Genomic DNA, 12139 nt, shown 5'->3' with positions numbered 1-12139 from the left:
ACGCCAGTTGTTCCCAACAGGCCAGTAACGCCAGGTGTTGATAACCAGGTACCAGTTGTTCCCAACAGGCCAGTAACGCCAGGTGTTGATAACCAGGTACCAGTTGTTCCCAACAGGCCAGTAACGCCAGGTGTTGATAACCAGGTACCAGTTGTTCCCAACAGGCCAGTAACGCCAGGTGTTGATAACCGGACGCCAGTTGTTCCCAACAGGCCAGTAACGCCAGGTGTTGATAACCAGGTACCAGTTGTTCCCAACAGGCCAGTAACGCCAGGTGTKGATAACCAGGTACCAGTTGTTCCCAACAGGCCAGTAACGCCAGGTGTTGATAACCAGGTGCCAGTTATTCCTAACAGGCCAGTAACACCAGTCGTTGATGACAAGACGCCAATCGCCCCCCGGCCTCCAGTAACGCCGGACGTGACGGCTCCAGGACCTGCAGAGAACGACTTTTTTGAGTCGTCCGGCAACCGCGGGAAACAGGCTTCCAACAACGATTGGCGCTTCAATCCAGGTCGTCGGATAAGTCGATAAAACGGCAACCTCTCAAGGTTTATCAAGGAAATTGCTTCCCGGTCGTCAAGACCGGGGGGCTTCTGGAAAAGAGTGGATTTATGTCTTGTTTACCTATTAGACAAAGGATGCAGGCAAGCACGGAGTATCAGCATCTGGCCTCGTGTCCAGTACGACCAAGGACGGTTTCGACGGACGAGAGGAAAGTTGATAGGGATCCTGTCCCGGCATTCAACAATAACGATCGAGGCGGCATTGGCGATGCAACAAACAACGGCCCGATGCTGACGAAGTTGCTCGAGGTCTTTACGCAGTTCTTTTCCCTGTTGCAACGTGTCCTGGCCGGGACGGATCCGACGAACACGGTTCCGACCCCGGTAACACCGTTGCCTATGCCTCCGGTGACACCCCTTCCGGTAACACCGTTGCCTATGCCTCCGGTGACACCCCTTCCGGTAACACCGTTGCCCTCGCCTCCGGTGATCCCCCGTCCTGTTTTACCGCTCCCTGATCCACGTGCACAGGTTCTTCGAGACCTTTCCAGCAAGCGTAATGGTGCAAAGCCCGACAATATCTGGAACGGTTTTCGCCAGGGCCCCGATGGTAACTGCGTGACGATTTCGGCGATCAAGGCGGCGATGATGAAGTTTGGGCAAAGCCCAACCGATATTTTCAAGTCTGTTCGAGGCGTAGGTGATGGCTATCACGTGGAGATGCGTGACGGATACAGGCTGGACCTGAAAAAGGATGAGCTGGAAAAGGCGACAAGGGCTTCAAGGTTTGTCCTAATGACTGACTCCGGCATGCTCAAGGACGCGCACTTCCTGTTTGCTGTCAGTGCCAAACGGGCAATGATGGAAAACAACGACGGGACTGCCGGGAGAAGTATTGAGGCCGCCATACACAGCCTTAACAATGGGGAAGATGAAAGAGGGGCGGGTGAAGGCTTCTTGCGGCTGGGCTTGCGCCAACACATGCGGACAGTCTCGGTAACAGCCTTTCGAGATAAGTCATTGATAGGGATGGTCAACAGGCAGCGTCACTCGGTGGCTGTGATTGACGGGTGTGAGGAGCTATACGGCAAGAAGGGGGGGCCGCCGCGTTTCGGAGATGCCATCGCGTTGGTCTGACGTTTTCGCAGGTTCACAACTGGATTCAGCGTGTGGTGGTGTTTCAGAGGGTTGTGAACATGAATATCTTGAACTCCGGTTTTGCGATGAGGGTCGGCCGCAACGTTTTTCATGGCTTGCAGGAAGCACAAGAAAGGCCGGTCGATATCGTCAATGCCTTCAGTTCTACCGAACGTAGATTTGCTGAGCACTTTGATACCAGTACTCATTCGGCGGTCATCAAGATGATGATGGTTACATTCGGGTCTCGCCGCGCCGATATGTTCAGCGAGGTCCGGCACGTCGGCGGCGGCTACGACATCACCCTGAAAGACGGCTACAAGTTGCATCTTGCTGAACATGAGCTGCGCCGCACCACGGCCGCGTCGAGGTTTGTCGGCAGCGATGCAGGGGCAATGGAAAATGCCAATTTTGCGTTGGCGGTCTTTATCAAACGCAAACAGTTGTCCAGCGCGGACAGCAGTATCAACAGCAACTTTGATGCGGCCTTGTCGACGTCTTTACAGGGAGAGACCACCTTTAATCTGCTCAAAGGCATGGGGATGAAGCAGTTTATGCGGCGTATACCTGCGCAGCAGCTCATCGGCAAGGACGCCGTTGGTGTTATGGAAACTCATGACTTTGGCGCCTCATTGATCCGTAATGGGGTGGCGCATCGGTTTGACCGTCAATACCGCCCCGACCGCCATTACGTCTATGTGTTGGACAACGCCGAGCAGGCGAGGCGCAACCCTGAGAAACCCTCCGGCATCCTGAATGGTTTTAATGCGGTTGAACCAAGGTTTGGCGAGTCGTTTGATGTCAGCAGCCACGCCGCCGTGATCAAGATGCTCATGCTGAGATTTGGCCAAAGCCCGGCGGATATGTTTGAGAAAGTCTTCCCGGCAGGAGGGGGCTATAACATCACGATGAAGGACGGCTTCGCGATTCACCTTTCCGAACAGGAATTGAAGCAGGCGAGCGATGCGTCCCGGTTTGCCGGACCTGACAGGCAGGCCCTGAACCAGGCCAACTTCATGTGGGCGGCCTACGTGAAACGCAGGCAACTGACCCGTTTTGATCCCGCGCCGGACAAATCATTTGGCAGGGCTTTATCAAACGCCCTGGAAGGCGATACGCCCTACAGGGTCTTGACGGGGCTTGGGATGGTCGGTTTTTTGCGGCTCGTTCCCCCCGGCAAGATGATGAAGCAAGGCGCTGTCGCGGTAATCAATACCTTCGGCTATTCGGGCGCCTTAGTGCTGGATGGCGTCCAGCACAGTGTTGGAAAACCAGCGTCTGTCGCCAGGTCGTATGGCTACATGCTCGCCGAGGAGGTGCCTGCCGGATTACCGATTGATTCAATTCCCACGGTTTCTCCGACGTCCGATGTCCCGGTGGGGATCAAGCCCGCCAATATCTGGAGCGGATTTTATCAAGGGGTCGAGGGTAATTGCGTCACGGTATCCGCGATCAAGGCGGCGATGATGAAGTACGGTCAAAATCCCCGGGGCATCTATAAAAGCATCATCCCGACGCGCGAGGGTTATACCGTGACCATGCGCGATGCCTGTACGGTGCGCTTGACCCATGAAGAGCTGAAAAAGGCCCGGGAAGGCTCACACTTCAAGGGCGCTGACCCCGGGTTGCTCAAGGACGCGACGTTCTTGTACGCCGTCAGTGCCAAGCGGGCGCAAATGGAGAATCACGAGTTTCGCGCCGCCGCCGGTTTCGAAGCGGCCATGGGCACGCTCAATGATGGCGAGAGCCCCGGTGATGCGCTGCAGCGGCTGGGACTGTATGCCTTTACACGGCAGAGCAGCGTCCAGGAACTGGCCAGCGGCGTGGCCGGTACGCTGGCAAACTTCGGGCACTCTGTAGCGGTTGTTGATGGCGTTTTTGATGATTACGGGGCCAAAACCTCACTGAAGACATCGGGCTGGATGCGTGACGATGGCATCGCACTAAAGTTGGTTTAACTGCAACGGCCCGGCCTGCACCAGCCGTTGCCGGAAACCCTCCATAGGCAGCGGCCGGCTGTGCAAATACCCCTGATACAAATGACACCCCAGCCCCTGCAAGAACGCCAATTGCTCGGTCGTTTCCACTCCCTCGGCAATCACCTCCAGGTTCAAGCTGCGGGCCATGGCCACAATCGCGCGGATGATTTCCGCATCGTTCGGATCATGGGTCGCATCGCGCACAAACGACTGGTCGATTTTCAGCGCATCCACGGGCAGGCGCTTGAGGTAGGTCAGTGACGAGTAGCCGGTGCCGAAATCATCCATCGCAAAGCTCACGCCGAGTTTTTTCAGGCGGCGCATCTTGCTGATGGTGTCGTCCAGATTCTGAATCACGATGCCTTCGGTGATTTCCAGTTTCAGCAGCGTAAAAGGCAGTTGGTGGGTGCGCAGGCTGCGCTCCACCCGCTCGACAAAATCGTTCTGGCGAAACTGCCTCGGGCTGATGTTCACGCACAGGCTGAAATTCAGCGGGTCCACCAGGCCCTCGGCGATCAGTTGCGCGAAGGTCCCGCAGGCTTCATCGAGGATCCAGGTGCCGACTTCCAGAATCAGCCCGCTGTCTTCCAGCACCTTGATGAATTCAGTCGGCGATTGCGCGCCCAACTGCGGGTGCTGCCAGCGCACCAGGGCTTCGGCGCCGACGATCTGGTTACCCCGGGCATCCACTTGCGGTTGGTAGTGCACGCTGAATTCACCGCGGGACAGGGCCAGGCGCAGGTCGGTTTCCATACGCAGCCGCTCGCTGGCGGTTTTCTGCATGCTGTTGTGGAACATCTGGATCGTGTTGCGTCCCGAGTCCTTGGCTCGGTACAGCGCGATATCGGCGCGCTTGAGCAAGTCCGCCGGGGTTGAACCGTGATCGGGTATCAGCGCCACGCCAATGCTCGGCGTGACTTGCAAGCGTTGGCCATCCAGAAACATCGGTTCGGATAACAGTTCGCGCAGGGTGTCGGCCAACTCCGAAACCTGGGCACTGACCTGCTGGCGCGAACCCTCCAGGCCGCTGAGCAGGACTACAAATTCATCGCCACCCAGGCGCGCCACGGTGTCTTCCATGCGCACGCTGGCTTCGAGGCGAGCGGTGACGATTTTCAGCACGGTGTCGCCCACCGGGTGGCCGAGGGAGTCGTTGATGTGCTTGAAGTGGTCCAGGTCGAGGAACAGCAGAGCGCCCCGCAGGTTATGGCGCTTGAGCAAGGCGATCTGCTGGCTCAGGCGGTCCATCAGCAGGGCGCGGTTGGGCAGGTTGGTCAGCGGGTCGTGATAGGCCAGGTGGCGAATCTGCGCCTGGGCGTTTTTCAACAGGCTCACGTCCCGGGCGGTCAGCAGCAGGCACGGGGTTTCATTGAGGGTGATGGGTTCCACCGACACTTCAACCGCCAGTACTTCGCCGCGCTTGTTGTGCCAGAGCATTTCCAGGTGATGAATGCGGCCCTTGATCTGCAGCTCGGCCAATAACGCAGCGCGCTGGTTTTCGTCGGCCCAGATGCCGATCTGATACAGCGTCAGGCCGATCGCCTCTTCGGCGCGGTAGCCGGTCAAGCGGCAGAAGCCGTCATTGACCTCTACATAGCGCCCGGTATCGCGTTCGGTGATCGACACCGCGTCGGGGCTGGAATGAAAGGCCTTGGCGAACTTCTCTTCGCTGGCCTTGAGCGCCGCTTCCGAGCGTTGCTGCTGGGTGATGTCCCGCAAGGTGGTGACGATGCAGGGTTGGTCGCTGACCTGGATCAGGCGGCTGGAGATCACGCAGTTAAGGGTTTGGCCGTTCTTGTGATGAACGGTGATTGCCACGTTGCTCAGGGATTGTTCGCGAATCACCTGCTCGATGCGTTGCAGGCGCCTGCTGGGTTCATCCCACAAGCCGATCTGTTCGGCGTTGTTGTTGAGCACCTCGGCGGCGGTCCAGCCGAAGGTCTGGGTGAAGGCCGGGTTGATCTCGATAAACTGGCCGGTCTCCAGGCGTGTCACGCAGATCGGGTCGGGGCTGGCCAGAAACAGGCTGGCGAACTTTTCTTCCGACGCGGTCAGGCGTTGTTCGCGCTCGACCTGGTCGGTGATGTCGAGCAGCGTGCCGGCCATGCGCAGGGGCACGCCCAAGTCATCGCGATACAGGCGGGCGCGGCTTTCCAGGTAGCGCGAACTGCCATCTTCCAGTTGCACGCGATAGGTCAGTTGGTAGTTGCCCGCCGGGCCTTCGCGCAGGGTCCGGTAGGCGTTGCGCATGCTCTCACGCTCTTCCTGGGGCATGCCTTCAAAAAAAGCCTCGAAGGATTCGTGGAACGGCTGGGGTTCCAGCCCGTGCAATTGCGCGGCGCGGGCCGAGCCGTAGAGCATGCCGCTGGGAATGTGCCAGTCCCAGGTACCCAGTTGTGCCGAGTCGAGGGCCAGGTCCAGGCGTTCCTGGCTGTCCTTGAGGGCTTGCTCGGCGTTCTTGCGGTCGGTGGTGTCGAGGAAGGTGCTGATCAGGTAGTCCTCGCCGTCCAGCTCGACTTTCTGGGCGCTGAGGGTGCCATCGTGGATCTGCCCGTTGCTGGCGCGAAACTGCACCTCCATGGTGATGGGGGTGCCTTTGCGCTGGGTGGCCTTGATCAACAGCGCGCGTTGTTCGGGGTGTACCCAGAGGCCCAGCTCCAGCGTGCTGCGGCCAATGGCATCGGCCAGCGGCCAGCCGAACAGGCTCTCGAAATACTGGTTGGCTTCGCTGATCAGGCCGTCCGCCTGGCGGGTCAGCAGGACCATCAGCGGGCACAAATGAAACAGGGTGGCGAAACGCTTTTCCGAATGGCTGAGGGCGTGTTCGCGCTCGCGCTGGTGGGTGATTTCGCGGATCACTCCGATCATCCGCCGGCGACCGGCCTTGTCCGGCAGCAGGCTGCCGTTGATTTCCAGCCAGTGCAGGCTGCCATCGGGCCATTGGATGCGGTGGTGCATGGCTTGGGCTGCGGGCTCGCCGGCCAGCACCGCATGAAAGGCCCGGACCACCTTGGCGCGGTCCTCGGGAGCCAGCAGGTCCAGGTACTCCAGGTCTTTAGGCAGTGGGTGGCGCGGGTCGAAGCCGAACAGGGCCTGGGTGCCTCGGGACCAGCTTATCCGGCCGGTATCGATTTCCCAGCTCCAGGCGCCCAGCCGGGCAGCGTTGAGCGCCGCCAGCAGTTGCGGCGCGCTGTCCCAGCTTTGCTCCGCCTCCTGTGGGTCCAGGGCGTAGATGCGAGGCAGAGGTGGCACGGAATTGACGGGGTTGCGCATTATCACAGGGCCTTGGCTCGATGGGCGTTCGGCGCGGGTTCATGGTCTACGGGCCACAGCGATTCATGCCTGATTCCCTGGCAGATCGACCTGTGCATCCAATAGGCTCATGAAAGCCCGCGCAGCGTTCGACAGCGTCCTTTCGGTGTGCACGATATAGCCTAGCTGGCGACTGAGCTGTATGCCCGGCAAAGCGATGCGTGCCACCTGATCATCGAGCATCGTGCGCGGCAACACGCTCCAGGCCAGGCCAATGGAGACCATCATCTTGATGGTTTCCAGGTAGTTGGTGCTCATGGCGATATTCGGCGTCAGGCCCTGGGCCTCGAACAGCCGCTGCACGATATGGTGGGTAAAGGTGTTGCCGCCGGGAAACACCGCCGGGTGCCGGGCGATGTCCGCCAGGTTGACGTTGCCGTTGCTGATCAGGCTGTGTTCCGGTGCCACCACGAAATCCAGCGGGTCGTCCCACACCGGGGTGGCGCGCACCAGTGTGTGGGGCTCCGGCGCGAGGGTGATGACCGCCACTTCGGCGCGGCCATGGAGGATTTCTTCGTAGGCCACTTCTGAATCGAGAAACTGAATATCCAGGGCGACGTTCGGGTATTCCCGGGTAAATGTGCGCAGTACGGGCGGCAGGCGATGCAGGCCTATGTGATGGCTGGTGGCCAGTGTCAGGCGCCCGCTGACTTCGCCGGTGAGGTTGGTCAGGGCGCGGCGGGTGTCGTCCAGCACGTTGAGGATCTGATAAGCCCGCGGCAGTAACGCTCTCCCGGCTTCGGTAAGGCCGACTTCACGCCCCAGCCTGTCGAACAGACGCACCTTTAATTGCTGCTCCAGGCCGGCGATGCGCTTGCTGATGGCGGGTTGGGTCAGGTGCAGGCGTTCGCCGGCACCGGAGAAGCTGCCAGTCTCGGCGATGGCAATAAAGGCATTGAGGTTGGCCAGGTCCATTGTGCTATTCCAGTTGGTAATCCAAAGCATAAAAAATATGAATTTGAGTTATTTAATGTAGCGCCATACCATCAGCCTCACAAGCCAAAGGGTTATTGAATCGTTCAAGGCCCGGGGCATAGAAACACCTGATGAGGACCGCGTGATGGCCGGCAAAACGCTTTACGACAAGCTTTGGGATTCCCATGAAGTGAAACGGCGCGATGATGGGTCGTCGCTGATCTACATCGACCGTCACATCATCCATGAAGTGACCTCGCCTCAAGCGTTCGAAGGCCTGCGACTGGCCGGGCGCAAGCCTTGGCGCGTCGACTCGATCATCGCCACCCCGGACCACAACGTGCCGACCACCCCGGAGCGTAAAGGCGGGATCGAAGCTATCGTCGACACCGTGTCGCGCCTCCAGGTGCAGACCCTCGATGATTACTGCGACGAATATGGCATCACCGAATTCAAGATGAATGACGTGCGTCAAGGCATCGTTCACGTGATCGGCCCGGAGCAGGGCGCCACCTTGCCCGGCATGACCGTGGTCTGCGGCGACTCCCACACCTCCACCCACGGGGCGTTTGGCGCGTTGGCGCACGGCATCGGCACTTCCGAGGTGGAGCACGTATTCGCCACCCAGTGCCTGGTTGCCAAGAAAATGAAGAACATGCTGGTGTCGGTGGAAGGTGAGTTGCCTTTCGGCGTCACTGCCAAAGACATCGTCCTGGCGGTGATCGGCAAGATCGGCACCGCCGGCGGTAACGGCCACGCCATCGAATTCGCCGGCAGCGCGATTCGCGACCTGTCCATCGAAGGCCGCATGACCATCTGCAACATGTCCATCGAAGCCGGTGCCCGTGTGGGCATGGTGGCGGCGGACGAAAAGACCATTGCCTACGTCAAGGGTCGCCCATTCGCACCGAGCGGTGCCGATTGGGACGCCGCTGTCGAAGCCTGGAAAGACCTGGTGTCCGATGCCGACGCGGTGTTCGACACCGTGGTTACCCTCGACGCCGCGCAGATCAAGCCGCAAGTCAGCTGGGGCACTTCGCCGGAAATGGTGTTGGCCGTTGATCAGAACGTGCCGGACCCGGCCAAGGAAACCGACCTGGTCAAACGCGGCTCCATCGAGCGCGCCTTGAAGTACATGGGCTTGAAAGCCAACCAGGCGATCACCGACATCCAGTTGGATCGCGTGTTTATCGGCTCCTGCACCAACTCGCGGATCGAAGACTTGCGCGCTGCGGCGGTGATCGCCAAGGGCCGCAAAGTCGCCTCGACCATTAAGCAGGCGATCGTGGTGCCAGGTTCGGGTCTGGTTAAGGCCCAGGCTGAAGCCGAAGGCCTCGACAAGATCTTCCTCGAAGCCGGTTTTGAATGGCGCGAGCCGGGCTGCTCGATGTGCCTGGCAATGAACCCGGACCGTTTGGAGTCAGGCGAGCATTGCGCGTCCACCTCCAACCGTAACTTCGAAGGGCGTCAGGGCGCCGGTGGCCGTACCCACCTCGTTAGCCCGGCCATGGCTGCTGCGGCTGCCGTCAACGGTCGTTTCATCGACGTTCGCGAATTGATCTGAGGAATACCCGATGAGAGCTTTTACCCAACACACCGGTTTAGTCGCGCCGTTGGACCGTGCCAACGTGGACACCGACCAGATCATTCCCAAGCAGTTCTTGAAGTCGATCAAGCGCACCGGTTTTGGCCCGAACCTGTTCGACGAGTGGCGCTACCTGGACGTGGGCTACGCCTACCAGGACAACTCCAAGCGCCCGTTGAACAAGGATTTTGTGCTCAACGCCGAGCGTTACCAGGGTGCCAGCGTGTTGCTGGCCCGGGAAAACTTCGGTTGCGGCTCCAGCCGTGAACACGCGCCGTGGGCCCTGGAAGAATATGGCTTTCGCAGCATCATCGCGCCGAGCTACGCCGACATCTTCTTCAACAACAGCTTCAAGAACGGCTTGTTGCCGATCATCTTGAGCGATGCCGAAGTGGATGAGTTGTTCCAGCAAGTGGAAGCCAATGTGGGCTACCAGTTGACCGTCGACCTGGCGGCGCAGACCGTGACCCGTCCGGACGGCAAGGTGTATCACTTTGAAGTGGACGCCTTCCGCAAGCACTGCCTGATCAATGGCCTGGACGACATCGGCCTGACCTTGCAGGACGGCGATGCGATTGCAGCGTTTGAAACCAAGCACCGGGCGAGCCAGCCTTGGTTGTTTCGCGACGCGTAACCCACTGTAGGAGCGAGCTTGCTCGCGAAAAACCTGAGATCGCCACGGGGTGTCAGATGCCCAGCGTCATCGTTGGCGACCTTCGCGAGCAAGCTCGCTCCTACAAAAAGCACAACAACGAGGAGCTTCCCATGACCAGCACCGCCCACACCCAAGTCGTGCAAAAACAATTCGGCGAACAGGCCTCGGCCTATCTGAGCAGCGCAGTTCACGCTCAAGGCACCGAATTCGCGCTACTCCAGGCCGAACTGGCCGGGCAGGGCGCTGCGCGACTGCTGGACCTGGGTTGCGGCGCTGGCCATGTGAGTTTCAACGTTGCACCGTTGGTTAAAGAAGTGGTGGCGTACGACCTGTCCCAGCAAATGCTCGAGGTGGTCGCGGCTGCTGCGGTGGACCGTGGCCTGGACAACATCCGCACCGTGCACGGCGCCGCCGAGCGCCTGCCGTTCGCTGATGGCGAGTTCGACTTCGTGTTCAGCCGCTATTCGGCTCACCATTGGAGCGACCTCGGCCTGGCCCTGCGTGAAGTGCGCCGGGTGCTCAAGCCGGGTGGCGTGGCCGCTTTTGTGGACGTCTTGTCACCGGGCAGCCCGCTGTTGGACACTTACCTGCAAACCGTGGAAGTGCTGCGCGACACCAGTCATGTGCGCGATTATTCCGCCGGCGAGTGGATGCACCAGCTCAGCGAAGCCGGTTTGCATGTACGCAACAGCAGCCGCCAGCGCCTGCGCCTGGAATACACCTCGTGGGTTGAGCGCATGCGCACCCCAGAGGTATTGCGCGCCGCGATTCTGGAGCTGCAAAAGGCGATGGGCCAGGAAGTGCGCGATTATTTCGAGATTCAAGCCGACGGCACCTTCAGCACCGACGTGCTGGTGGTGTGGGCCGAACGCTGATTAATTTTTCCCGACCTGCCCACGGGCGGGTCGCTTGATGAAATGAGGAACCCATGAGCAAGCAGATTCTGATTCTCCCTGGCGACGGCATTGGTCCGGAAATCATGGCCGAAGCGGTCAAGGTCCTGGAAGTGGCCAACACCAAGTACAGCCTGGGCTTCGAACTGAGCCACGACGTGATCGGCGGCGCGGCCATCGACAAGCACGGCGTGCCCCTGGCCGACGAGACCCTGGACCGTGCGCGCGCAGCCGACGCCGTGCTGTTGGGTGCCGTGGGTGGCCCGAAATGGGACAAGATCGAACGTGACATCCGCCCGGAGCGCGGCCTGCTGAAGATCCGTGCGCAACTGGGCCTGTTCGGCAACCTGCGCCCGGCGATCCTTTACCCGCAACTGGCGGACGCTTCCAGCCTGAAGCCGGAAATCGTCGCGGGCCTGGACATCCTGATCGTCCGCGAACTGACCGGCGGTATCTACTTCGGCTCGCCACGGGGCGTGCGCGAGTTGGAGAATGGCGAGCGTCAGGCCTACGACACCCTGCCGTACAGCGAGAGTGAAATCCGCCGTATCGCCCGTGTCGGTTTCGACATGGCCCGTGTGCGTGGCAAGAAGGTCTGCTCGGTGGACAAGGCCAACGTATTGGCGTCCAGCCAGCTGTGGCGTGAAATCGTCGAGGAAGTCGCCAAGGACTACCCGGACGTCGAGCTGAGCCACATGTACGTCGACAACGCCGCCATGCAACTGGTGCGTGCACCCAAGCAGTTCGACGTGATCGTCACCGACAACCTGTTCGGCGACATCCTGTCCGACCAGGCCTCGATGCTCACCGGTTCCATCGGCATGCTGCCGTCGGCATCCCTGGATGCCAACAACAAAGGCATGTACGAGCCGTGCCACGGTTCGGCGCCGGACATCGCCGGGCAGGGCATTGCCAACCCGTTGGCGACCATTTTGTCGGTGTCGATGATGCTGCGTTACAGCTTCAACCTGACCGACGCGGCGGATGCCATCGAGAAGGCTGTGAGCCTGGTGCTGGACCAAGGCCTGCGCACCGGTGACATCTGGTCCCAGGGTTGCACCAAGGTCGGTACGCAAGAAATGGGCGACGCAGTAGTCGCCGCGCTGCGGAATCTGTAATCTCTCGGGCCCGCTTGCAGATGTTGCTGCAAGGCGGCC

8 protein-coding genes and 1 pseudogene are annotated in these 12139 nt (G+C 60.1%); 6 read left to right on the top strand and 3 right to left on the bottom strand.

Going from position 1 to position 12139, the window contains the following annotated elements; genetic code table 11:
• Window positions 1-794 precede the first annotated feature (794 nt).
• Complete coding sequence (locus AU074_RS10775) at window positions 795-1643, top strand: hypothetical protein (protein WP_256576872.1); 849 nt, start codon at window positions 795-797, stop codon at window positions 1641-1643.
• A gap of 59 nt (window positions 1644-1702) precedes the next feature.
• Window positions 1703-3601, top strand: a complete 1899-nt coding sequence (locus tag AU074_RS10770) for a hypothetical protein (RefSeq protein WP_076014716.1) — start codon at window positions 1703-1705, stop codon at window positions 3599-3601.
• Here the strand turns inward: AU074_RS10770 and AU074_RS10765 are convergent.
• Complete coding sequence (locus AU074_RS10765; protein ID WP_076014708.1) at window positions 3587-6895, bottom strand: EAL domain-containing protein; 3309 nt, start codon at window positions 6893-6895, stop codon at window positions 3587-3589. The genes AU074_RS10770 and AU074_RS10765 overlap by 15 nt on opposite strands.
• Before the next feature lie 63 nt (window positions 6896-6958).
• Window positions 6959-7849 (bottom strand): LysR family transcriptional regulator, encoded by an 891-nt coding sequence (locus tag AU074_RS10760; protein WP_076014707.1) that lies wholly within the window; start codon window positions 7847-7849, stop codon window positions 6959-6961.
• Window positions 7850-7994: 145 nt separating this feature from the next.
• Here AU074_RS10760 and leuC point away from each other — a divergent pair, with 145 nt between their 5' ends.
• Both leuC and leuD read left to right on the top strand, forming a co-directional pair.
• Window positions 7995-9413: a 3-isopropylmalate dehydratase large subunit gene (gene leuC / locus AU074_RS10755; protein ID WP_076014706.1), complete on the top strand. Its 1419-nt coding sequence runs from the start codon at window positions 7995-7997 to the stop codon at window positions 9411-9413.
• A 10-nt stretch (window positions 9414-9423) separates the two neighbouring features.
• The gene (leuD, locus tag AU074_RS10750; RefSeq protein ID WP_076014705.1) at window positions 9424-10068 is read left to right on the top strand and encodes a 3-isopropylmalate dehydratase small subunit; all 645 of its coding nucleotides are present in this window, start codon (window positions 9424-9426) and stop codon (window positions 10066-10068) included.
• Window positions 10069-10070: 2 nt separating this feature from the next.
• Here leuD and AU074_RS34465 read toward each other — a convergent pair.
• A pseudogene (locus tag AU074_RS34465) lies at window positions 10071-10160 on the bottom strand (outer membrane lipoprotein carrier protein LolA); the annotation flags it as partial.
• 39 nt (window positions 10161-10199) lie between these two features.
• Between AU074_RS34465 and AU074_RS10745 the strand changes: the two are divergent.
• On the top strand, window positions 10200-10964 hold the full coding sequence (locus tag AU074_RS10745; RefSeq protein WP_076014704.1) for a class I SAM-dependent methyltransferase: 765 nt from the start codon (window positions 10200-10202) through the stop codon (window positions 10962-10964).
• A gap of 53 nt (window positions 10965-11017) precedes the next feature.
• Entirely contained in the window at window positions 11018-12100 is a 1083-nt protein-coding gene (gene leuB, locus AU074_RS10740) for a 3-isopropylmalate dehydrogenase (RefSeq protein WP_076014703.1), read from the top strand.
• The last annotated feature ends 39 nt before the right edge of the window (window positions 12101-12139 follow it).

Origin of the sequence: Pseudomonas sp. ATCC PTA-122608, assembly GCF_001952855.1 — a bacterium.
In the GTDB taxonomy this organism is placed as follows: domain Bacteria; phylum Pseudomonadota; class Gammaproteobacteria; order Pseudomonadales; family Pseudomonadaceae; genus Aquipseudomonas.
The sequence above is the reverse complement of the archived record's forward strand: the minus strand, read 5'-3'. Positions and strand labels throughout refer to the sequence as shown.

Excerpts from the sequence above, each read along its gene's own strand:
- leuD (WP_076014705.1), top strand. The coding sequence starts at position 9,424 with ATGAGAGCTTTTACCCAACACACCGGTTTAGTCGCGCCGTTGGACCGT.
- AU074_RS10760 (WP_076014707.1), bottom strand. The coding sequence starts at position 7,849 with ATGGACCTGGCCAACCTCAATGCCTTTATTGCCATCGCCGAGACTGGC.
- AU074_RS10765 (WP_076014708.1), bottom strand. The coding sequence starts at position 6,895 with ATGCGCAACCCCGTCAATTCCGTGCCACCTCTGCCTCGCATCTACGCC.
- AU074_RS10775 (WP_256576872.1), top strand. The coding sequence starts at position 795 with ATGCTGACGAAGTTGCTCGAGGTCTTTACGCAGTTCTTTTCCCTGTTG.
- leuC (WP_076014706.1), top strand. The coding sequence starts at position 7,995 with ATGGCCGGCAAAACGCTTTACGACAAGCTTTGGGATTCCCATGAAGTG.
- leuB (WP_076014703.1), top strand. The coding sequence starts at position 11,018 with ATGAGCAAGCAGATTCTGATTCTCCCTGGCGACGGCATTGGTCCGGAA.
- AU074_RS10770 (WP_076014716.1), top strand. The coding sequence starts at position 1,703 with ATGAATATCTTGAACTCCGGTTTTGCGATGAGGGTCGGCCGCAACGTT.
- AU074_RS10745 (WP_076014704.1), top strand. The coding sequence starts at position 10,200 with ATGACCAGCACCGCCCACACCCAAGTCGTGCAAAAACAATTCGGCGAA.